The 25,740-nt window shown below is 30.2% G+C and carries 13 protein-coding genes; 3 read left to right on the forward strand and 10 right to left on the reverse strand.

Translation table 11 applies throughout. The features are described 5' to 3' along the window. Nucleotides 1-77 precede the first annotated feature (77 nt). Entirely contained in the window at nt 78-1,487 is a 1,410-nt protein-coding gene (locus ETSB_RS03770) for an SGNH/GDSL hydrolase family protein (protein ID WP_044106386.1), read from the forward strand. Nucleotides 1,488-2,289: 802 nt separating this feature from the next. Here ETSB_RS03770 and tatC read toward each other — a convergent pair. After that, a complete protein-coding gene (gene tatC, locus ETSB_RS03775; protein ID WP_044106387.1) occupies nt 2,290-3,054 on the reverse strand; it encodes a twin-arginine translocase subunit TatC in 765 nt (254 codons plus the stop codon). A gap of 476 nt (nt 3,055-3,530) precedes the next feature. Then, complete coding sequence (locus ETSB_RS03780) at nt 3,531-4,820, reverse strand: phthiocerol/phthiodiolone dimycocerosyl transferase family protein (protein WP_171816396.1); 1,290 nt, start codon at nt 4,818-4,820, stop codon at nt 3,531-3,533. 140 nt (nt 4,821-4,960) lie between these two features. On the opposite strand from ETSB_RS03780, the gene ispD reads away from it, so the two are divergent. Then, nucleotides 4,961-5,650, forward strand: a complete 690-nt coding sequence (gene ispD, locus ETSB_RS03785) for a 2-C-methyl-D-erythritol 4-phosphate cytidylyltransferase (RefSeq protein WP_044106388.1) — start codon at nt 4,961-4,963, stop codon at nt 5,648-5,650. A 753-nt stretch (nt 5,651-6,403) separates the two neighbouring features. On the opposite strand, the gene ETSB_RS03790 is transcribed toward ispD, so the two are convergent. The 4 genes from ETSB_RS03790 to ETSB_RS03805 form a co-directional block, all read right to left on the reverse strand. After that, nucleotides 6,404-7,669, reverse strand: a complete 1,266-nt coding sequence (locus ETSB_RS03790) for a hypothetical protein (protein ID WP_044106389.1) — start codon at nt 7,667-7,669, stop codon at nt 6,404-6,406. Between the two features lie 1,203 nt (nt 7,670-8,872). Further along, on the reverse strand, nt 8,873-10,225 hold the full coding sequence (locus ETSB_RS03795) for a helix-hairpin-helix domain-containing protein (RefSeq protein ID WP_044106390.1): 1,353 nt from the start codon (nt 10,223-10,225) through the stop codon (nt 8,873-8,875). Nucleotides 10,226-11,062: 837 nt separating this feature from the next. Further along, nucleotides 11,063-11,401, reverse strand: a complete 339-nt coding sequence (locus ETSB_RS03800) for a hypothetical protein (RefSeq protein WP_044106391.1) — start codon at nt 11,399-11,401, stop codon at nt 11,063-11,065. A 2,269-nt stretch (nt 11,402-13,670) separates the two neighbouring features. Beyond that, nucleotides 13,671-14,975 (reverse strand): ABC transporter substrate-binding protein, encoded by a 1,305-nt coding sequence (locus tag ETSB_RS03805; RefSeq protein ID WP_044106392.1) that lies wholly within the window; start codon nt 14,973-14,975, stop codon nt 13,671-13,673. 1,934 nt (nt 14,976-16,909) lie between these two features. On the opposite strand from ETSB_RS03805, the gene ETSB_RS03810 reads away from it, so the two are divergent. Beyond that, nucleotides 16,910-17,491: a hypothetical protein gene (locus tag ETSB_RS03810; protein ID WP_084220186.1), complete on the forward strand. Its 582-nt coding sequence runs from the start codon at nt 16,910-16,912 to the stop codon at nt 17,489-17,491. Nucleotides 17,492-17,721: 230 nt separating this feature from the next. Here ETSB_RS03810 and ETSB_RS03815 read toward each other — a convergent pair whose 3' ends face one another. The 4 genes from ETSB_RS03815 to lpxA all read right to left on the reverse strand — a co-directional run bounded on the left by ETSB_RS03815 (nt 17,722) and on the right by lpxA (nt 25,669). Continuing rightward, nucleotides 17,722-19,062: a GTP-binding protein gene (locus ETSB_RS03815; RefSeq protein ID WP_044106393.1), complete on the reverse strand. Its 1,341-nt coding sequence runs from the start codon at nt 19,060-19,062 to the stop codon at nt 17,722-17,724. 2,274 nt (nt 19,063-21,336) lie between these two features. Further along, nucleotides 21,337-22,230, reverse strand: coding sequence for a hypothetical protein (locus ETSB_RS03820; RefSeq protein WP_044106394.1), 894 nt, complete (start codon nt 22,228-22,230; stop codon nt 21,337-21,339). Nucleotides 22,231-23,622: 1,392 nt separating this feature from the next. After that, the gene (gene lpxB, locus ETSB_RS03825; RefSeq protein WP_044106395.1) at nt 23,623-24,789 is read right to left on the reverse strand and encodes a lipid-A-disaccharide synthase; all 1,167 of its coding nucleotides are present in this window, start codon (nt 24,787-24,789) and stop codon (nt 23,623-23,625) included. A gap of 49 nt (nt 24,790-24,838) precedes the next feature. Then, nucleotides 24,839-25,669, reverse strand: coding sequence for an acyl-ACP--UDP-N-acetylglucosamine O-acyltransferase (gene lpxA, locus ETSB_RS03830; protein WP_044106396.1), 831 nt, complete (start codon nt 25,667-25,669; stop codon nt 24,839-24,841). Between the last annotated feature and the right edge of the window lie 71 nt (nt 25,670-25,740).

Below are 25,740 nucleotides of genomic sequence, written 5' to 3' on the forward strand. Positions count from 1 at the left end.
CTAGATAATGACCCTGATCCACTACTAAGGTTTAATCACAAAATTTATGCCCTTATTTCTTAGAGGAAAATTTTCAAATGTTGAATTTACTTAAGAAAACTAGTTCTTCCAGTTCCTATTACAACAATTCCTACAATAAAAAGCCCAATCGCTTCCCTAAAATTTTCTTATTTTTTCTACTTCTTGCTTGCCCCCTTTTAATTATCCTTTTGGAATTTTTAGCTCAAGCTTATTTAGGAATAACAGGTAAAGATAACAATATAGATGGTAAGTCACCTTTAATAAGAGCCTATCAGCTTAACTTTCTGACCGCTAATAAACAACCAATAGAAGGATTGACTGACGGAGGAGATTTAGTAGTTAAGCGCAGTCCTACCCTAGGTTATGAACTCATAAGTCCTCAAAAAGGAAAATTTTGGCAAATCAATGAACAAGGGGTACGTGATAGTGAGCCTCTACCCTTAGCAAAACCAGAGAATGAAATTCGGATTTTTATTTTAGGAGGGTCTACTGCTTTTGGACAGTTGAATGCTAATAATCAGGCTACCATTAGCCATTACCTTGAAGCTCGTCTTAAACAACGAGTTAAACAACAAAAAAGTTCTCCGGCTCAATACCGTCCTGATATTTTTCCGTTCTTTGCCCCCACTAGACGACAATTAACAAAATTACCCCCTAAAATTCGTGAGGGTAATTATCGAGTTATTAATGCCGCGGTCCCAGGATATACTTCAGGAAATCAATTAGCTAAATTAGCCCTGAGAATTCTACTTTATCAACCAGATCTAATTGTGGTCTTGGATGGTTATGGAGATTTGATGTTACAAAGTAGTCAACCTAAAGCTGATATCCCCTATATTGACGATTTTTTAGCCGATGCCAAGGGTTATTTTCGTGATTCTTTAGATTTTTCTTTTACTCAATGGCTAGAAAGTACAGCATTAATGAAAACATTCAATTCTTTTACCCCTCAATCTTCTGTTTCTTTAGACCAAACTAGTTTAGCTCTTAATAATGATGGTAAATCTCTCAAGTCCTATTTGCCTCATGATATTGAAGAATTGAAACGTCGGGTTAACCGTTATGGAGAAAATCATAAACAGTTAATTAAGTTATCTGCACGATGGGGAATTCCTGTTGTGTTAGCCATTCAACCAGAAATTACCTCTCGTAGTATGGATAAACTTTCAGCTGAAGAAAAGGCTATTCTCAATCATTTGGGAAAGGATTATCTTAAAAACTTTCCTCAAGCTTATAGTGAATTAGTAAAAGTAAGTCAAGACTTGGCTAAAGCATTTCCAACAAATGTAAAAGTCATTAATTTTTACCAGAGTAATTCTTCTTTTCCTACTCCGATGTTCTATGACACTATCCATCTAACGGAGCAATCTAATAAGGTAATGGCAGAAAAGCTTTATCATGCAATTACTGCTTGGGAAAAAATACAGATCATTCCCCAATATTTTTATCTCAATACAAGCCGTTAATTTAGAAAAATTATAGATTATGGAATGAATTACCCCAATTTACTGCCAAAAGTTGAGGTTGATAGATTTATGAAAAAGCATCTAAAATTTATATATTGCATCAAGATAAATAGACTTAATAAAAAGAACAATTTTTAAACCAGTTATTATCACAATATAACCTTATTTTCCAGCTGATATGAGAGGGGTTTAAAAAAAGATATTAATGGTTCGGTTTTAGTAATCTACTATTAAATGAACATGATGAAGGCTATTTTTGATAATCTTACTAAGATTATAGGAGTTATTTATTTAACTGGATTATTAGGTTATGTAAAAAAACTTTTTTGTATTAAATAACAATATTGTGTTTTCTAACCTTCTCTATGCTTGATGACCAGACCATTACTATATTCTTGCCATACAAGGTTATTTTGAGGAGATTAATCAATAGTTAATTAATAAATAATTTTATCTCAAGTCCGTTTAGTTTATCTAAGAACAGCAACTAAAATCTTTGCTACTGTGTCTATTTATTTTAAATTGGTAATTTAAAATTTATTCCTTTAGGTAAATAATAAATTAAGTTTATCGTTTACAGTTAAGAGCAATTTTGTCTTAGTTATCCTCAATATCAATCTTATAAAAGACAAATCGATTTCGTCCTAATTTAAAGTTAATGAGTAACCCCATCTGCAAACTATGATTATAATCTAAAAAAATTAAATATTTTCAAAAAGTTAATAGACATAAAATTAAATACAGAATTTACTAATTTTTATAATTTTTGATTACTTTAACTGAAAATGTTAACTATCAACTATCAATTTCCTGTTAACTTCAATATTACAACTCCGCCAAAATATAGCCCTAACACAGCGGTAGCTAATAAAGATTGGGTTAACGGATCGGTAGAAGGAGTTAAAACAGCTCCCAAAATAACAGAACTTAAAACAATTATACGCCATCCTTTAAGCATTTGTTTTGAAGAAACAACTCCAAGAAAACCCAAAATTAATTGAATAATAGGAATTTGAAAAGCAAGCCCAGTACTAAACATCAATAGTAAAATGAACTCAAAATAGCGATCAATTGACCAAGACTGTGCAACAATATCAGCTCCATAATTGATAAAAAACTGTAATGTAGCAGGAATTAATGCCCAATAAGCAAAAGCTAATCCAACTAAGAATAAAACACTTGAACCTAAAACGACAAGACCTAATAAACGACGCTCTCGACGGGTTAAACCGGGTAAAATAAATTGAAGAATTTGGTAGAGAATAAAGGGACTCGATATCAAAAATCCACTATATCCAGCAACTTTGATCGATACAAAAAAAAATTCTCCTGGAGCTAATTGCAAAAATTTAACATCTTGAGCCGGAAACTGCAACCATTGCACTAAGGGTTTTACAAAAATAAAACAGCCAATTATTCCAATAACAACTGCAATTAATCCATAAAAAATCCGTTTACGCAATTCCTCAAGATGGTCAAATAAGGACATTTCTACATCATTGGGAATTTCGTCGAGATAAGTCTGTTGATCGGTCATAGATGGAGTTTTAGTGTCTATTATAGCCATAATATGAAATTTATGATCATAATATAATTATTGCTTTACTATTTTAGTTCGTCATGACTTGGGTATAAATTCTCATCTATGTAAATATCTATCAGTCAAATTTTATAAAAAGCTTAAAATTCTATTTTAGAAAAAGAAGAATATCATCATTACTTATGAATAAGTTAACCCCAGCATCTCCTGATATAGAACTAAAAGTATGGACTTATGTACCAAAATTGTGCCTAAATTGAAGAGAATATACCTTAACTATTATCGATGTTGGCTATAGAAATAAATTACCATGAATAAATTATGTATGCAATTACTCCTTAACTAACTATGTAGCACAATCAATAGTATTACTGCTGAAGCAGCGATGGAGTTGTCTTAAACCGGATTGACGTTGTGGAAATCATTGGTAGTTTTGCTGCTTAAAAGACGGCTGGCTATTTTGTTATAAACTAAATTTCTAGTCTATTCCAATCAAGTTAAGTTTAATTATTAATATTATTACATACTTCAGTCAAAGAATAAATTACATCATCAGCTAGTAATTCTAATATTTCTTGACTAATAGAAGGTTGGGAAACAGTAAAATTAAGAGTCATTTTCTCATTAAATGTTGTAACAGCAACTGTAAATATCTTATCAAAAACAACATTAGACGGAACAAAACTGATTTCTTCTAAAGTTAATTTTCCTTTAATTTCAGGAAGCTTAATTTTACCAATATTTGTGACTGAAACTGTTGCGAAACTTGTCTCCGAATTAACCAAGAAATTTGCTATAATTCTGGGTAGTACTAATAAAGGTTTAAACATATCTTTTCTATTTAACCCTTTATTAATTTGTCGAGTAACATCTCTGGCTAATTCCCAAAATGAAATTTCTAATTTTAAGGTATGAAAAGATATTAAAAATGAGATGAACATTCCCATCTTTTCCGGGGAAATTTCTGGTTTAATTCTACGCCGTAAATCTATATAGGAAGCACAGGAAATATTCACTTGTCTAAAATTATTTTCCCTGATCTTATTGGCAACTGCAATCAACATCGCTGAACATAAAGCTCCGTGAACTTTTGTCTTTTCTAGTTGACATAGTTTTATCAATTTTTTTGTATGTTCTGGAGATAAATATCGTTGAGTTATTCCACAAGTACGTAACTCAATAGCTACATTTTTTTCAGATTTTAATGATTGTATCTGATAGACAAACATCTTGATTCTAAGCATAGCCAAAAAACAAATACTATTAATTATATTTATTTGATTTTTAATCCATTGTTGAACAAAGGAATTATTTAAGGATAAGAGGGGAGATACTATAGATAAATTAGAATTTAATTCTAATTGGTTTTCTGAAGCAATAATTTGACAATAATTAAATATCTCTGCTTGAAGTCTCACAGATGATAATCCATCTGATATAGCATGATGTATAGTCGTGATTAGATATTTTATCTCCGGTTCTTTTTTATTTAAAATAAATAAACATCTCAACAGACATTTGTTACTTTCTAATGGAGTATTTAATTCTTTTAAAATAAGATTATTTAAAACAATATCTTCCTCTAGGTAAAGAGTGTTTAAAGGAATTTTATGGATTTTTTTAGAAGTAAAATATAAATTATCTAAAGTACCTACAATTCGATAATCTAGATAGGGATAATTAGATTGAACTAAATCTAAAGCTTTTCTTATAATTCCTTTATTAATATCACCTTTGATACGACTTATGATGATTATATTTAATGAGCCTCCGTAGCGATTTAAAACTTCCATCACTTGTTCGTTAGGACTTAACTTTTTCGGTCTAGGCATAACAGTTAATCACTCATTAAGTTAATAATGACTATTTTAAGTGATTAAAGCGCATCTAAAATAATGTACTATCCATAGATATATCCTTAAATGATGAAAGAATGCATTTATTAATTCCGGCAGCAGGATTGGGAAAACGGATGGGAAGCGATCGCAACAAACTTCTCCTGAGTCTATTAGGAAAACCATTATTAACTTGGACACTTCTGGCGGCTGAAGCTTCTGAAAAAATTCGCTGGATCGGTATTATTGGCAAATCCTATGACTTTCCTAGTTTTCAGAAAATTCTGACCAATCTTTCTGTGACTAAACCAGTAGAATTAATCCAAGGAGGCGAAACTCGTCAAAAATCAGTTTATAATGGATTGCAGGCTTTATCTATAGAGGTACAAAAAATATTAATCCATGATGGAGCAAGATGTTTAGCTACTCCACAACTGTTTGATCGTTGTGCTGAGGAATTGTTAACATGTCAGGGATTAATTACAGCTATTCCCATTAAAGACACCATTAAAGTTGTTGATCAGCATAAATTTATTCAAAATACCCTGAATAGATCTCAACTATGGGCAGCTCAAACCCCCCAAGGATTTGATGTTAAACTCCTAAAAAAATGTCATGAAAAAGGACGTAGTTCAGATTGGGAAGTTACCGATGATTCAGCTTTATTTGAAAAGTGTAAGTTACCTGTAAAAATCATAGAGGGGGAAGAAACAAACTTGAAAGTAACAACTCCAATTGACTTAATAATTGCTGAATTTATTCTCAATAATAACTTGGGAAGATCTTGAACAATTAATTGTTTATGGATATTTATTAGCCGCTATTGCGGATTTGTAAAAGCATTTAACCTGTTGTTAAACATGTTCTGATCCTAATTTCTTAAAGTAAGACTGTACATAACTACATGTAATCTTAATTTTTAAAAATTGCCGAAGATATATGTATTTAACAAAATGTATCTTAATGAAATTTGTAAAATGAAGCTCTCTATGCTAAAAATAAATTTTAAAATGATTAAAATTATCTTTTTCCACACTAAATAACATTCCAAAAATTCTTTATTAAAAGTGTGCTTTATGGCATCATCAGAATAATAGCTTGTATTTAACGACAAGAATTTTTATGACGTAACCAATTAGAGTGGTTATTTGATATTTGTTCATATCTCTATCTTAGAATAAGATAATCTCTGACAATATTAAATATCTATAAATAAATACTCATATAAATATAATAATATAAACTTTTTAGCTAAATTAATTGTTTATTAACGTTGGTTTTTATATTTTCAACGAAGAAAATTGTTCTCATTGAATAATCATCAACAATAATATAAAATTGCTGTAAAATAAATTTCTTTTGCATAAGAATATAGTTTAACCTTCTTTGATTAAAGGTGGCTAGAAGTCTGGTTAAAATAACACAAGAGTTACGATCACTATCCGCAGCTTATATTACAACCTATCTCACTGGTGTTGTAGTCATTGATTAGATTAAAAATATTTTTATTATTCTTGCTCAACTTGCTCTTAAGGTTTAATTTATTGTTCCAAAATATCCTTTTCAGTCGTATAGCTAATATCAGCTTCGGTAATTAATTTTTCTGCTGCAAATTCACAAGCATATTTTATTTTTTGCTGTAGATTTTCACTCGGTTGCAATAAATTTTCTGCTCTTTTTTGCCGGATCATATTACGGGACTTAATTATATCATTACGCCACTGAACCACAAAATAGCGAATCAAAGGAATTACTAGAAAACCTATTGAATAGACTAATAATATCCAATAAATAGAGTTAACAAAAGAGACTAATCCAGTCATTTGATTTATAAATTCAGGATCTTTAATTAAATATCCTAAAACCAGAGCGAGAATAAAATTTAATATTCCTAACCCAGTTGCTAGCATAATTTGTCTGCTACTAGCTCTACTAAAGCAATATAAATTTTCCTTTAAATAGCTAGTAACTGAATGCTTTTTATGTAGTTGAGCTGTTACTTGTAACCTAGGGAAATAATATATTATTTCTCCTTGGGAGGAGACTCTAGGATAACCATTGAATCTGGTTAAAATAGGTAACATATAATCTTCACTATCTTCGTTGTATTGAGTTATATTATCAAGGTAAGGAGAAACTTGTTGAGCAATAATTGCTCCTTGATTAGTACGAATTACTGCCCCTATTTCTCGCCAACGACATTCTTCTAAGTTATTATTAGGATTACCTTCACCGAACAAAAATGAAAAAATAGCTTCTAGAAAATTAAGATCGCTTTCTTGCCGATTTATTTCGGAACTTTGATACGATTTATATCGATGAAAATAATAATTGTAATCAGGATAAAAAATCAAAAATAAATTAGAAAAGTTTGGAAAAAAAATAAAATTATTTTCATAACCTAGACCTCTGCTTTCTTGAGAGTCTTTATCTTTTTGACTACTAGAACTAATAGCAACAATAATCATAGCAATAGTAATCATCATCAAAACGACAGAAGCAATTATAATTACCCCAAAAGAAATCCGAAGTAAATAGAAAAGAGCATTCCATATTTTTTTCCAGATTTCTTTAAAGTAAAGTTGCCAGTATTTATTACGGAGAATTTTCTTAAAATTTGGTGAGAAAAGATATATAATTTCACCTGACTCAGCTACTTGTAAATGTCCTCCGCTATCGGAAGCTAAAGCTAGCAATTCCTGTTGTGCTACATTCAGTTCGAGTCCTGCTTGGGTAGCGACATCTCCAACAGTCACGCGATACCCTAATTGTTGCACAGATGTCATAATTTCAGTCCTAAGGGTCATATTACATTGCCTTCTCTATAATTTTTTCTAATTCTTAGTATAAACAACTTATCTTAGAGATTCTCTACTTATCTGTAACCTTTAATAAATTTGAAAAGAACATAATTTACAAAGGTAAAATGATTACCATTTGCTTAAAATTTTACGAGTTAATGACTATATCTAGTTTTAAATAAAAGAACTTAAGCTTTATCTGAATTAAATAGAACTTCAATAAAGTTATATTATTTAAGTTCTATTTAACCTGGGGAGGTTATACTTGTCGTAAAAAAAACTAAAGATAAAATTTTCATTTTATAAAAAATATATTAAAGTAGATAGCTCTAAAAGAATCTTATTTTTTTTATTCATATATTTAAAGAATTAAAGTTAAATTTACTTAATTTTAATTTACTTTTTTTAGATTAACTGCTTTAATGAATATTTTGCTTAATTACCTCAGCTAAATCATTTTCATCTTTAAATATATTGTTAAAAATTTAATTAACTTTTATTTGAAATTATTCCTCTTTAATTAGATTTGGTTATTTTTATATCTTTATATCTTTCTTCTATTTTTGTATTAAGTAATTTATCTGTAAATTATTTTTACAGGTTTAATTTATAATAGTTTCACTTAATCTAGAAATTTTAAAACTTTTTATTCTCTTATATTAAAATAAAATATTTCTAATATTGTTCTCATTCATAGATAAACTTTTAGGGGTAAGTTGACTTTTGTAATTTTTGTGTAGTTAATCATGCTAGCTGAATGTTAGAGAAATCTGATATCTAGCAATTAATATTTTATAAGCATTTTTTTATTTTATATTTATTAAATTTCAACTACTTATTATACTATTTCAGACTATCCATATCTTATAAAGATTTTACTAAAACAACTTACAGGAATCAGCAATTTTATGACTTCAACTTGTGCGACGAATAATCTTATTATAACCGACTATCAATGGAAAGATAAAATTTATTAAATGTCCCTAGGTTTTTTTATAAAATTAAAATTACACTTCATTTCATTTATTACGCTAAAATAAAAAATAATAAAAGATTAGGTTTTATTCTACAAAAATAAAGTATGCCTCCGCTGACTCAGTCAATAGGTTGTGTAGAGTATCTTTTTTTATATGTCCCAACTTTTCATGATTTAATTCCATGATGTGTAATACGTAATGGTTTAGTATAATTGAAACTACAAAATTTAATTCACTCGGCTGCAGGCATTAAAGGGCTAGTGTAAGCAATAAAATCAGCATTCTCAAGAGAGGAGATTGTCCTTGATTCATTTTCTACCCAATAGTTTTGACCGAAACGAACAAACTTTTGTTGATTTTCAATACCAATAATAGCAACAACAGGGATTTTAGCTTTTATTTTATCTCTAGAATTTTCTTGAATAATTTTCTTTAAATTTTGTTGAAAATTTTGATTAACTGCTTGTTGAAGAGTTAATTTAACTATTAATATCTTTACTTTCTCTACAACTTCTCCATTTTCAATAACTAGTTGAACTTGATTATCTCGACGGTCAACCTTTCCCCAAATCATCAAATGGTTATCTTCAACCAATAGTTCTTTAATGTGTTCATACACATCAGAAAAAACTACCCCTTCTGATTGGCCTGAAATATCCTCTAATGTGATAAATGCCATTTCTTTTCCAGTCTTAGTTACTATTTTTTTAACCTCATTAACTATCACAACAGCACTAATTTTAGATTTAGATCTTTGATTCTCTAATTCACTCAAATTAATCGGGGATAAAATATGAGTTGCCTCTTTAACCGATTTTAAAGGATGCTCAGAAATATAAAAACCTAAATGTTCTTTTTCTAACTTAAGTCTTTTAGGTAGAGTAAAATCAGCTACAAAAGGGGAACTTGGTTCCTGAGCAAATTCAGACTGATTATTAGTATTATTCTGGATACTATTTTTTAGTATATCAAAGATGTTTAATTGCCCAGTTTCTTTCTCTTTAGTTCGCTTTTGTGCCCAAGAAATAACTAGATCAAGATCATTTATCAATTGTTTGCGGTTAGCTTTAATTTTATCAAATGCTCCACAATAGATTAAAGTTTCTAAGGCTCGTCTGTTAACTAATCGTAAGTTAACAGACGAGCAAAAATCAGCTAGAGATTTAAAATTTCCTCTTTTCTCCCTAGCTTTCAATATGCTATCAATAGTTCCTCCTCCTAAATTTTTAATCGCCGAGAACCCAAACAGAATATTATCTCCAATTGGAGTAAAATCTTTCTGGGAACAATTAATATCAGGAGGATTAATATAAATTCCCATCTTTTGAGAATTCTCTCGATACTTTTCTACCTTATCTTGATTGTCACTACTAGCTGTCAATAAAGCCGTCATGTATTCAACAGGATAATTTGCTTTTAAGTAAGCGGTTTGATAGGTTATATAAGCATAAGCAGTGGAGTGAGATTTATTAAAGCAGTTAGACGCAACTACGCCATTAGCCAATAAAAAATTATGATCTTGAACAACTCCAATATCATAGACCGATTGTTTTCCTAAAGACTTACAACTAATAATTTTAGCCATGTTATATCAACCAATAATACCTTTAAAAAATATCATAATTTCTCTGAACAAATAAATTGGTCTATAGTCATCATTAACTATCGTAGCCCAAATTTAGTTCTTAACTGTTTGCGTTCACTTGAAGAGCAAATAGATATGAATGAACATTGTGTCATACTAGTAGATAATGCCTCTGGGAGTAACTCAGTTCTTATCTCATAACAGAGTATTCTCGATAATCAATGGAATTATTGGGTCGCACTGATTGAGTATTCTATCAATGGGGGATGTTCAGCAGTAAATAGCGTTGGGATTAAAGCTGTTACTTTTGAACAAACTGGCTAAATCGATGAAGACTATTTCATGTATTTTGATGATATTGATTGCTGTCACTGTACTCGAGATAAAGCTTAGAAAATCCTTTACTGGACTGAGGTGAGAGTCATTCACCTACGAGGAAAAAGTAGTTTGGTTAAACCCGATAAGGAGGTGATGGCTCGCAAATACCTGCGACCCATCACCTTATCATAGCGACAAAAGCACAACGAGATTTATAGCAAATATCTGAAAAATCGAATAAAAAATACTACTTCAATCTCTAACAAAATATTCCTTGTACTTTTCATTTTCTAATAGTAAACAAGTAAAGAAACTTTTGAAACTCATATAACTATAACGAAAGTTTTCATCCTACAATTGTTCGCTTGGGCTTATGTTATCATCGATTATTTACTAATAAACAAAGTAACAGCTATAATAACTTTAAAAGCCGCTTCATAAAAAAAATAATTAAAACTTGCTACTTGAGGATGTAAAAGTCTTTAATACGAAAAAAGACTCTTACGTCCTCTGTCAATATTAATCTTCATCAAGTGCCGGAAAAGCTTCCTCAATTTTCCATAAATTCTCTTTGTTTTCAATAACCCAACTACGAGTTTCGGGAATCAACTGCTCCCAAACAACATCAACCGCAACATGGGGAGATGCATACTGGTATTTTTGTCCAAATTCTTTTAAATTTTCGGCCACATTCTCAGAAATACCAAAATAAGACCAATCAACTTCGAGTCTCATCCCAGAGACACCACCCGTTGGATCAAAAATCAATTGCGCCGTTCTCACTAAATCTGCAAAGTGTCTAGGTTCAAGTCCGGTGATTTCCTGGATTTTCTTTGCTTGGCTATTGGTTCGTTTCATAGGGTATTATTCCTATACAGTTATATATCTATTTATACCTATTAAGGGTATAAAGATCAACCCCTCTTGCTCAATAATTTTTGATTTTATTTTTTTAAAAAAAATTTTAAAAAAATAAAATTTATTTGACATTAGTGGTTTTCATGACCACATAGTATGGAGAAATTGATTAAGTTAAGTTGAGTAGTTGATAAACATCCTCTTAATCATGAACATTTTTATCTTAATCATGAACATTCTTATCTTCATTTAGAATTTTAATTTTAATATTTACTGTTTGCGTTAGCTACACTAAAATCTGATATACAACAAAATATAGTTACCTATGTAACATTATAAAATCTAAAAAATAAGTAACTACTCAGAAAAGGATACAATCAATAATTAATACTTGATCTATACTTACCTAAGTAGAAGTTAATAAAACCGCGGAGAAAAATATTAATACCTTACGGAACTATTAATCTATAAACTTAAATTGTGCAAATTTATTTCAATAAAATCTTTAAGTAAGTTAATGTACTCCTTTGCTATTAGGGTAGCAATATGGAGAACAAAAGTTATTAAATAATATAGACTGTATTTATAACTTTTATTGAATTAAATAAGGACTAAACACAATAAAAAAATCATAATATCACTACTATTATTGGTTAAAACCCTAGTCAACTTCAAAAACTTTAAGCACTTAATCAAAAATAATATATAAGATTTATATGTGTTCTAAACAAAGACTAGTGTTAAGTAAAACAAAACCAAGTATAGTAGTAGAGCTAAAAGTTAACACGTTTTATTTTTCTCTATTTGGTAGTTGACTGTATCCTTCGTCTCAAATATAAAATTTTATTCAACCCCCTGAATACTATCTAATAGGTTAGAGATGTAACACATAAAGTAATCGACTGTCAGTATTACTTATTAAGTTAAATTTATTTTATTAGCCATAATGCCTCTTCTTTTCTTAACCTAATTATTTATAAAATAAATTATATTTTTTGTATTAATACTGATTTAATATCGTTTGAATATTTGACGAATAAAAATCTCTACAATATCTTTAAAACATTCCTTCTCTTGAAGGTAGTTTAATCCTATGAATTATTCTTGTATTTTAAAGTAGATAAAAAAAAATAGGCAGTTTTTAAAAATCCACTAATTAGTTAAAGTAATATTAATCCAATAATTAATTTAAAGTATACTTCTTCCATCATTGATAATGAGCCAATAATAATAGATTTATTATGTAGGGATATGCCTGTTAGTTCTAGGTTTTCTAGAACTAACAATCAATATTTTAAGCGTTTTGTAGTATGATAAAACTATTTATTTAAATGAATAGTTATTTCCGATTATTTTTTAAATAAATTAATCCTAGAACAACTTAAGCATATATTAAATACTATTTTTATTTTTTAAAATATTAAATTATTAAACAATATTTAATACAGAAGATAATCGAGAAAAATGGTTTGTATTTTCTTTGTCTAAATTATTTTTTTGAAACTAATTTTATATTCCTATAGTAATTTTTTGTAATCATTATTGTTAATATAGTTAACCATATTTTTAGAGATAGTTTTATATTTATATTAACTTAATTGTATAATTTTAATATATTTTATTTTTGGGGTCAATTATATGGATTAATTCATATTAATAGATAAATCAAATTATTTGTCATTAAAATGTTTTTCCTTGGTATAAAATTTTTTGTACAAATACCCCTAAAATATAGTCTTTGCTTATACCAAAGCCACCCAAGAAATACCATGACTGTCTTCTAGAGCAACCTCAAGACAAAATAGTTTCGATATCGAGTAATACGAGAGTAATTCAGGGCTTGCAAAACTTGGGATTCTCTTTTAAAGCGTTTAAACTAATCCCACTGTATATGGGACTAAAAGCCAACAGTTTTAATGTTACTTTTTTATAAAATTTGGGACAAAATAGAAAATTGATAAAATTAAGTCATTTCAATCCCAATAAATTAGTACAACTTGTCTAAACATCTTTAATTAGCCATTCTAAATCATGAATTAACCCAGTTTGATGTCCAACAGCAGTTTGTCCTAACTAGATTTGTAATTGGTAACTTTTTAAAAGAAAATCCCCAGAGTCAAACATTATCTTTTAATAAAGATAATTTATAATCAATTAATTTATTGATTCCTAAACCCTTCCCTTAAAAAGGGAAAAAATAAAATAACTATCTATCAATCCTTTCCGGAGGAAAGTTAGAGTGAATCTGTTTTCTTTAAAAGAGAACAGATTATCTATTGTTCATTGTTGAAGCAATATTATTCCAAGCATCTGCCGCATCTTGAACCGCTTGTTCAACAGTTTTTTCTTTAAGCATGGCAGCCTGTAAATTTTCGTAAATAATCTGTTGTAGCTTATTAATATTGTTAATTGACGGAATCAACACTTCAGCATCTTCAAGCTGCATTGCACTAACTTTACGGGTTTGAGTGATGAGAGTTGTAGAATCAGACTCTTGTTTCAAGTCTTCTATGTACAGTTTGATGCCTTTTACCGTCGAAGGAAAAACATTCGCTTGTTTGGCAAACCTCAGTTGATTCTCTGTATTTGTAACAAAAAGAGCGAATTTTATGCCATCGTCTGGTTTATTAGTATCACGGGGAATAATTAAATTCATCACTGCCACACTTTTTTTACCTGTTTTTCCCGTAATTTGGGAAGCAGCCCCTGAAACTTTAGTAATAGTAGGAGCATTTTTTTCGATACTAGTTAGAGATTCGGACCCGGAGGAAAGTAAAGCTGTTTGTCCTGACTGATATAAATCAATAGCATGGCGATGTCCTTGGGTTAAAACTTCAGGAGGTAACAACTCATTTTGATACAGATTAACCCAATAACTAAACGCGGCAACACCTTCGGGCGTATTAAAAGCAGCTTTTCTCTGTTTATCTACTAGCTGAACCCCCATCTGGACTAAAGATTCCAAAACTTCCCCAGAATCTCCTGGGACAAAAGTAACAAATATGGCATATTTGCCAGTTTTGTTGTGGAATGTTTTTGCAAATTCTGCCAACTCGGCAAAGGTTTTTGGAGGAGTTGTAAGACTAGCTTGAGAGAGCAACTTTTTATTATAAAGGGTAATACGAGTAGTTAAGTACCACGGAATGCCAAAACTAACATCGCCGAGCGTGCTTGCTTGCCAAATTTTCGGCAAATATTGCCGTTTAACCTCCGGAGAAATGTAGGAGTTTAAGTTTAACCAAGCATTACGACTAGCTAGTTGAGAAGCAAAATTAGGATTAAGGTTAACCACATTGGGAGCGGTTTTGGCAGACACTGTTGTTAAAATTTTGCTTTCCATAGCTTCCCAAGGTATATCTATCCAACGGACACTTATATCTGGATTCTTTTTCTCAAAGGAATTGATAATATCCGTGAAATAAGGAGTAAATTTAGGTTGAAGCTGCATTGTCCAAAATTCTAATTCTTGATTAGATGCTGTCGGAACTCTAGGGTTACAACTGATGAGCCAGCTCGCAACGAATCCTAATAAACACCAGAGGACAAGTGATCTAAATTTTACAAATCTATGCATTATTGGCCAATAGAAAACAGAAAAAATATTCTTAAGTTTAAGACTAATGGATATATATTTAGAGTAAATTCACGATTTACCCTAAAATAACTGAACTACTGGAAAAATTTAAGCTAAATCAGATTCCATGATCAGAAAGTTTATCTAAAGTATTCACCAACTAATTTTACAATGATTTAGATGTAGTAGCTTTTAGAAAAATTTATGTTAGATAGTCTTAAGACTTTATTTAAAAGACTTTTAAGATTTCGGGTTCTAATTTTTTGCCGAAAGATTTAATTTTATCCAACTGTTCAAGCAGAAGTAAACTTATTAAGTTGTACAAGCTTTGCAATGTATAAATAACTTTAAATATTTTTCAATGTAGCACAATATATAACTCTGTTTTCTGAAAAGTTGTTAAAATATTTTATTTTAATTTTTTTTTCTATTTATTGCAAAATTACATAATACTTCTTTTATTTAAAAAGTTTATCTAGAAATTGTTTCTCTGCTTATATTTCTTAATAGGTTTACTCAGTCTTTAATTTTTCAACTGCTTATTTCCTTGTGTATTACAATAATATTTTTAGTATTCTTCTGTATTTACAACAAAAATTAGGTCAATAGCAATTTTTAAAAAGTTACTTACTCAGGAGATATTAATTATAAAGTTAAATGTATTTTTTAAAAAGCTTATAGCTTAACTAAATTTGATAAATTTAGAATAAGATTTTTATTAAACTAGTATTTTTACTAATAACTTATGACACTGAATTTGAGATAGCTTACTTAGTTTATTTTTCTAATGTTACCTATGTAAATAACAGTCTTAACAAGAATCACGATTTTATCTTCGATATTTTAAACTGTTTAAAAAAAAATAAATAATTTTTTAAAACAGTTTAAAATATTTATGAAGTAATAACAAAACATAAATATTATCTTTTACACCAACTGTATGTCTAAATAGACCATTGATAATTTTGATGTAAGCATAATTATTTTAGGAGATAAGACAAAAATTAAACTTCAACAGAAATAATGAAAATTGTATAATTTTTGTCTTAATTTATCTTTCTAAAATTTTAGATTACGCTTAAGTCAAATCTATCGTCTGAACTTTAACCTTAAATAAACTTTCTACTGCTAAGACATCTGCCATGTCATTAAATTTAACTGTTTGCCAATTTAACATTATATATCATCGGTATAATATTATACTTGTCAAGTAAAATTTACTCTTCTTTGGCTGTATAGAAATAAAAAATATAGCAAGATAAAACCTAAGCTCAGTACTATATCTTTGCATATTTAATGGGATTGCTCTAATCAAAACGGATAAAATTTTAGCTCCAGTTAAAGAAAATATTTAGCAATAGTTAATAAAAACAATTCATTTTCACCAATTCAAGTTATTTTTAGAAAACCCCTTAAACAAATAATTACTATTTTTAAATAATTAACTTATCTTGATAATTTTTTGAACTTAATTTTTAGCTCAACTACTTAAATTTGGTTTTTAATCAACTAAAGCAAGATGGCTTTATTTTATATACTAGGAAGAGCTCAACTACTAACTAACTTCGGTTGAGATATCACCAAGTTGAATAACTTTTATGACTATGATTCAGTTTGACTTATTGAATAATTTTTGCAGTTTAAAAAGCTCTCACTGAAAGACTGGTTAAAATTACGCAAAAACATATCCCAATCATTTTGAGACGTTTAGTAACCCTAATAGTTTTTTATTATTTTGTTCTGGTTAAGGAACGATGTGTATAATTAAATATACTCTGTGTGTTATCCGGTAATTCCATAGTCGTGTCATAAGAGTAGGTTGAAAGTGTATACCAAGTAAGAAGGTAAAATTAATTACTTACTATAAATTAACTTGATTTCCTTCAGTATCTATGTTTAAGATCCGAGGTGATTTATAAATTTCATCGGTAATTATGGTTTTAACTTCAATGATAATGTTACCTAGACGCCTACAGCCTTTGACTACTATTGCTCTGATTCCTATGAGTTTATTTATTCCCAACATTTTGTCCCTACCCCTCGTTGCTGGGAATGCAGATTGGAATCAATTCGATGTCTGTATAACTCAAATTGCCCAATATGGGGTCGAACAAGATAAAGCTGCATTAGCCTGTTCCGATGCACTAATTCCTAAAGAGTTATCCCAATGTGTCACTATGATTTATAGAGCTACTCCTATTGCAGGGGATGATGCCCTTAATGCTTGTTATCAAGTGAGGCGACCTATTGATTTGGGTCACTGTGTGGCTGATATTTATAATGCAATTCCTAATCTCTCTTTAACATCTACTAAAAACCGGACAACTACTGCAAAAGAACCTTCTTTATCAACCCTTTTGACTTCTTGTCGAGCAAGTTTGCGTCCAGGGTATTATTCAGAATGTGTCATTGCAGTCAATCGAAATTTACCTGATATAACTCCCACTCAAGCATTAAATAAATGTCTTGCGGCTGAAGATTTTCCTCGTGCTTTGTTTCCTGTTTATGAGCAATAAAATAAGTTATCTATTGATAGTTTACCGTCTCTAATTACTGCTGTTATTTCGCAGAGTATCTTAAGACAATTTTATCAGTAACGATAGAGAAACATAGAAAATTTTACTCATCCTAAACGCTTATACCCTAATATACTTTAACTAATAATTTTGTAAACCTTAGTAAAAAATTTTTTAATTATTTTAGATAATTAATAATTAATTGATGAAAAATATTTAATTTTGAATCTCTACAACTTTTCTCGTAAACGATAAATAAAAGTATGAGCATCAACTTCATTAATGATATTCTGGATAACAGTACTTGAACCCACTGGACTCCAACTACAGCCTTTTTCTAAATATTCTTGAGCTGCTTTCCCAACAATGTAAGCATAATATCCAGCAATTCCCCCCTGCATTGTAGCGGTACTTCCATATGTCATTAATGCAGCTGAACTTTCTAAAAAACTGACGGCAGCAAGGGTACTTTTTCCGAGTCCCAAAATGAATAATGTAGTTAGTTCCCCTAATAATAATCCACCTGAACTAACAAGAATTTTTTTCCAAAGTTTTCCCGCCTCATAACTGGTAATAGGCAATCCATACAATCGAGCTAAAGCTCGAATTAAAGCCAAATCAGTTATCGCTCCTCCAATGAGATCTAAAAATACAACGGGATTAATTGCAACAGCTAGGGCTTTAGATTTAGTAAAATTCCAAATAATAGTCTCTGCTTCTTTTTCACGAATTGCTAGAGTTTTTTTTGCAATATTTTCTTCTGCTTCTTTTGCTTGCATTAATACATTTAAAGATAATAATGATCGCCCTTCTTGATTCAGAACAGTTAATATTTTTCGGCGTAACTCCTCCACTTGAGGAGATGGAGTTTCCCATTCTTCTATCACTTTACCATCAGGATATTTAACCTTTACAAGAACAGGTTGGGGTTCAGCTGCTACCCTTACAATTTCTTCGGGAGACAGAATATAGTTTTGTTTGTCTGTTTTGATTACTTGTAGTTGTTGATAAATTTCTTGACAATCTTGGTAGGGATAAAGATCGATTTTATTGAACACTAAAATTAAGGGCTTTTGACTACGTTGCAGTTCCTCTAGTGCTTCATATTCGGTACGAGTAATATCTCCCGCTACCACAAACAAAATTAAGTCAGCTTGATATGCTACTTCTTTAGCCATATTTGCCCTAGTTTTTCCTTCAATCTCATCTAGTCCAGGAGTATCAATAAATTCTACCTGAACTTTATCGCCAGGAGGTTTCCAGCGAACAGATTTTGGCCACTGAGTTACCCCATGCAAGGGACCTGTATCGAGGAGTGTTTGTCCAATTAAAGCATTAATAACAGCAGACTTACCGCGACTGACTAAACCAAAAGTCGCAATTCTAATGATATTTTGTTCAAGTTTATCTAAAGCTCCTTTGAGGATTTGTAAATCTTTACGTACAGCAGCTTGGAGTTCAGGATCAGGGGGATAATTCCAATGACGACGAAAACTCCCATACCAAGACAAGGTATGCTGAAGGCTAGTGTGGGCTTGTTGAAGATGAATTTCCTGTCGCGAAGAAAGCATATAATATAGACTACCTACTGATAGGATGGCAAAAATTTAGCCAAATCATAGCAAACATTAACAATTTTTAAAATTAATGATCACAATTATAGAGAGTTACACATTTACAAATTGCATCAAATATACAGTTTTTGGAATATATAAAGCAGTCACTACATGCTATGGTAACCCAAAATTATTTAACAATAATCAAATATTCTATGAAGTAAGAAGAATCTATTTTAGTTTGAATGCTCTAAAATAGATTCGTGGTAATTTAAAAATTTAATTTTTTTTTGCTTTTAATTTAATTAGTGCTTTATTCCTTACATCTCATTACTCCTCACTTAATAACAACTTATAAAGCACTAAGTGAAATAGTTAAGATTTTACTGTATTTACTAAATAAAAATTTATTAATTACACATAATTACTCGAATATATAATAGTAGTTACAAATAAATTAGTTACTTTTATTCAATCAAAAAAATATTTTTACTAGATTAATTTAAGCTTTATTTTTTTAGTATTATCAATATATAAAATTAACCAATAGTATTAAATTAACTAGTACTTTTCGTGATTAAGACTTATATGTTTGGGCTTTTAACATTAGCATATATCATTTCCATAAATGAGATATATTCTCAAAATAACTGAAGATGATTACACTATAAATATTAATATTTAGTGATTAGATACCAAGTATAAAGATATAAATTAGATTCAACCGTTAATTTTTTCATAAGAGTTATGATAGCTACTTTCTATTTGAAGAAGTTCTTCTTTTTTCTTTTAGAAAATACTTTATATTTTTCAAGCAACTATATTTAAGTTAATTTTTAAATGTATAACTTATAGTTAAATATTTTTTAATACTTGTGAAATAACATCTAATACCAAGTCTAATTGTCAGATTCTCCTAAAACATATAAAAAAATTAACCCAAAATAAGGTTAAATTTCTTTAATTTTATCTTTTATTTAACTGAGGATGTCACTCTTACTCAGAGCTACTTTTTTGATTTTTTATCAATCATTTCAAAATACTTATTAACTTAATGCTAATCTACTAACATCTATCATCTTTCTACAAGCTCTAGTTATAGAAAGTAAGCTGATAAATATTTTTGAGCAATTTCTGCCAGAAAACTATTTGGCATTATCTTCTATTAATAAAATTTTTTTCCGTATAATTCCATATCTTTAGCTGAATTTAGTTAATAAAAATTTAGCTATTTTGTATTCGCTCTTGTAATTTAATTCCATAAGGGGTTTCCTAATAATGGTTTAATAAATCTATAAACACATAACTATTCATAGTCCTGAATTACTATAGCAGTTATTTTTTTCTGATTGGCTTTAATTCTACTCTAGGTTCATCAAAAACTATATATCTATGATGATTTGACTGAGTTAAACATAGCAATATAGCGCTATTTGTTCAATCACTCCTACAGCCTTGTAACTAGGTAGATATAAGAAATAAATTGGTAAATTGATTCTGTATATATGTGGATTGGAGACTAAAATTTTAATAAAACAGAAGATAAAAATTTCGGTTTAGACTTCTCAAAACGAACTGGATTTAGACTAAGTCCTCTACAACAATCTTTATCTTCTGAATGTTGGTCCATTAGAGAATAATCATATTTATGGCTTTTTATCTTTACACAATTATGGATCGTTTATAACCTTTTTATATAGTAGTTACTCCGGACCAGCTTGGTATATTATCAGTACAACATCACTTCCGAGTGATAAGAATGGAGGAACGGAATACGATAGCATTGCTTATATAAAATCAACTAAAAACAATCTAGTTATCGGAACGATTGACAATACAATAGTAGATTTCCAAACCTATTTATTTCTTTAGCTACTCTCGATGACAGCGATTTCTCAGTACTACGCTATAAGAACCTCGATGTAAGTTGGGTAGAATTGGTGGGTGGTTCAGGAGAATCATAGTCTTGACCCAATAAGTCTGACATTCTGTCGAACAGGGGAGCTCATTTGCTATGGTAGACGGTGGACTTTATAACTAGAACCGAAGTTCTATAAATCTAGTTCCGACTCAATTTCGTTCTTTCGAAGTTAGAAAATTAGATTGTGATATTGCCTATTAGATTTTTAGTGACTATTATTTACCCAGCAATCAGAAAGAGAGCCAACGACTTTCCATGTTTCGTCTTGGCTCTCTTTTTGGTTCGCTCCTCACACTGCTAAAAGTATATATAACTCACAGGGATTTGTCACTATACTTAAGAAAAATTTTCGATTTATGCGTCATGAATTATAATTGGGATCTTGGAAAGTTTCCCAAGTGACTGTACCACAGCCATTTTAATAAATGCTGACTTATAGCAATTAATCCTAATCGAGCTTGAGATAATTGGAGATTATTTTGAGCTAAATCTCCAAAAATTCGGCAATTACGTTCAAAATCTAAAATAGATTCGCTTAATTGAGTTCCAAGCTTATTCCAGGTTACTGAAGGATTGTTAACTGACCGATCAACAGTGATAACCACCTGATTAATTAGGGCTAAGGCGGATCGATGGGTAAGCCGTAATTGATAATTATTTTTCAGCCAAGGAATAGGATCGGGAACTTTCCAAGGCAATGTTAAGTCGCCCGAAGCCTCTGACTGAAAAGTAATTAACCCCTCTGTCTCTCCTAAACGTAATAAAGAACAACACCTCGCATAGGTATATTCAATAAGAAATAAATTATCAGCTTTTTTTGGTATTTTAGATAAGTTAGGTTGAAAAAATATCTTTTGTCCTAATAATTGTAACCAAAGGACAAGAGTGTGATCGCTCACCTCAAAATCTAACCACCCTGGGTCAATGAGTTTCATTGTCAATGTTAATTGGGAAAATTCTTGATCGTCAAAATTAGATTGAGCTTTCAACATAGAAAATACCTGTTGTGCAATCTCAATAGGAGATAGAGAGAGCTTACTTGACAGTTGCATGGCTATCGCACAACGATAAGTAATCGGAGTAGAAGAGGATAAGCGGGACACAGCTAAAATTTTATGAGGTAAATTCAATGAGGGTTCTTTAAAGAATTGTAAATTGATTAATAAGCGTGATAATTGTTTTTGTAATTGTTGTTGAATAGATAAATCTTTTAAAAAAATTTTAAAAGAAGTATAATCAGTATTTAAAAGACGAGTTTTCATAGTCAATACTTAAATATGAGCAAATAAACTTGTTGTAAATGTTATTGATTTTAGTTAACAACCTGATAAGAAGGTTTTTACTCGACACATCCTTAAATATATCTTTGCTATTTAGAAATAATCGAGTATAATTAATTGTGTATCGGTTCGTTTAGACTATTAATAATTTATACCTTGATTGTTGATGTTATATAATTGATTACCACTTTTATTGCTACTTGACTTGTAAATACAGAAGGTATTGGTAAGTCTCCTATCAGCGGCAATGACATCATTTCTACTATGGTAACTTCTACTTGTGGCTATTGGGTTACAGTTTTGTCCTATCTGGAATATAGTTTTTATAAATAAACGCTTTATATCGAGAATTATATTAATTATTTTTAATTTTTTGATTATGATTTACTATCATTGTAGTTGTCTTTATAAATTAAGCAGCGGAGCGTTTTGCTTTATATTAACTTTCTAAACTGACTACAATATTTTCACATATTCGTTATACATAACGATTTTAAATTGGGTAGATCATAATAACAGCAGCAGGTGAATCAGCCAATTATGCCTTCATCAGTTATTAACCTAATTACCGGATTGATATCTCGATAATTATGGAGTTCTTAATTTTACCAATATTATTAATTTCTTACCAAGAGTTTCGAATAGAGTTAAATTCTGAAGAATATCGTTTTATCTTATTAAGAAATAAGACCTCAATAAAAGAAAATTTTTCTACTCCATAAGGGAATATTTTGATTTTTTTTATTACTTAATAATATCAAAAAAAACGATTTAAAAATATTTAACTAATTGTTAGTTTAATCAAGAATATTACTAGTTTTTATTGCTTTAGCGTAGATATTTATTTTAAAAATTTAACTTATTTTAATGAAAATTATTATTGTTAGCTACAGCAGAAACATGTAAAAAAACTAATACAATTTAGTTAAATGTTTCTGCAATAAAAACCCTCATTAATTAGTATTGTTACTTTATATAAAACAAAGATAGGTACATATTACAATACGATATATAAGTTATTGATGTTAAACTAATTTATGATTTTGGATCATAGAAATAAATTTTACATAGAATGTTCAAAATATTTTTTTATTATTTACTTGCTATTGTAAATTTTTTCTACTTTAAAATACTTAAATTTTTATCAATTATTTTTTATCAATTAAGATAGTATTATATCGACTAACACTAGGTTTTTAATTTTTAAAATTGTAAAGAATCAATAAATATTAACAAATAATATTTATTGGTAAGATATTTATACTAAAATAGCAAAAAATATTGTTTTTAAAAAACTGATAAGTATCTTTTAAAATTTGCTATTTCTTGACTTTTCTTGATTAGAGTTGCATATTTAAAATACCCATAAAATCCTTATTTACTTTTTTTATATCCCAAAATTTCCATTGCCACGCGATTGCATACCCCCACTTCTCCTAAGAGAGTACACATTTGATCATAATTTTCTAAGGTTTTTTGACGACGTTCAGTATTAAGCAACAAGTCTAAAGACTCTTGTACAATACGATCTATAGTTGCTTCTTCCTGTAATAATTCAGGAACAATTTCTTCCATCATCACTAAGTTTGGAGGAGACATAAAAGGAATAGAAAACTTTAAAATATTACGAGCAATCCACATAGTTAAAGGATTGACTAAACATAATACTAATTGAGGAATTCTAAGTAAAGCTAATTCTAAATTAACAGTCCCTGATTTAGCGATAGCGAAATCTGCTGCAGCCATTACCTCTAAAGCTTTTTGTCCCTCAAGCAAAGTAATCGAAAGTTGATAGGTATTAACTGTTGCTTTAATGGTATCGTGATATTCACTCAGAGAAATAGGAAGTAAAAAATGAAGATCAGGAATTTTTTCTTGAAGTTTTTGGGCTGCTTTACACATCCGAGGAAGGTGATATTTCAACTCTTGATAACGGGAAGCCGGAAATAAGGCGACTACCGTTTGACCGGAATCAATATTTAATCTAAGACGGGCTTCTTCACGGCTAGGAGCTTGAGTCATACGATCTAGTAGGGGATGACCAACCCACTTAACTTGAACACCTTTTTCTGCAAAAAATTGGGCTTCTTCAGGAAAAATTGCTAAAAGAAGATCAGTAATATGAACGAACTGTTGAATAATTTTACTATTGGGAGTCCAGACCCAAGATTGAGGAGCGATGTAATAGATAATAGGAACTTCAGGGAAATGCTTGCGAGCATATTGACCAAAGGCGGAATTAGGTCCCATATAATCAATAAGAATAAGAATATCAGGGAGATTTTGTCGCAAATATTGTTTAACTCGACGTTGTGTTAACCAAGTAGGAATAATAAACGGAAGAGACTCAACAATACCAATAGACCCAATAGCCGCGGTATTCCCTAACAATTTTGCACCCGCTTGTGCCATGAGATTACCACCCAAGGCTAGAATTTCCAAAGGGATACCTTGACCTTCGGCTTGTTGGTAAAGAGCTTCAACCAACATTGAGCCCTGTAAATCCCCAGATACTTCCCCTGTACTGATAAAAATTCGCATAGATTCTCTAAAAAATGTAAATGAACCCCATGACTGGTGCTGTTTGTCTCTAAGCTTTCGCTGGAATGGGTCCGCGTCGTTTTTCTCCCGTGGCAGATTCCATCAAAAAATGATGAAGATACTTAACATATTCGTTATCATAGATCTTTGATAATTGCTCTAGAGCTTCTTTAAATGTAAAATTCGAACGATAAAGGAAACGAAAGGCTTCCTTGAGGTATCCTATGTCTTGGGTGGTAAGTCCAGCTCTTTTGAGTCCAACTAAATTGAGTGATCGCACCCGTGATGGATTTCCTTCGATCATCATAAACGGAGGAGCATCTCTATCAATACGACTCATCCCCCCTAGCATGGCATTACGTCCGATGCGAACAAATTGATGAACCCCTAATGCTCCACCAATAACTGCTCGTGATTCAATATAAACATGACCAGCTAAAGCGACAGCATTGGCAATAATGACATTATCTTCAATCACACAGTTGTGTGCAACATGGACATAAGCCATCAATAGGTTATGATTACCAATCTGGGTCACCTCATCGGCGTGGGTTGCTCTATTAATAGTGACAAATTCTCTAATGATATTGTGGTCTCCGACCTTAGCACAACTGGCTGCTCCCTTATATTTTAAGTCTTGGGGGTCTGAACCAATAACAGCATTTGGAAAAATACGATTACCAACTCCAATTTCTATTGGTCCTTCAATAATAGCATGAGGCCCAACAATGGTTCGAGCATCAATTTTTACATTGTCTCCAATCACCGCATAAGGGCCGACTTCTACGGTGGGGTGTAGTTCTGCTTTCGAGTGAATAATGGCAGTAGGGTGGATTGGGGTACTCAAAGAGGTATCTCCCTTGGTTTGATAGGTCAGCATTAAATTTTTGTTCTAGCTTACAGGGTATTTAAGTAAAAGAGACACAAAGTCGTATCCGTTTTATTTTATGT

The sequence above is a fragment of the cyanobacterium endosymbiont of Epithemia turgida isolate EtSB Lake Yunoko genome (assembly GCF_000829235.1).
Lineage (GTDB): Bacteria > Cyanobacteriota > Cyanobacteriia > Cyanobacteriales > Microcystaceae > Rippkaea.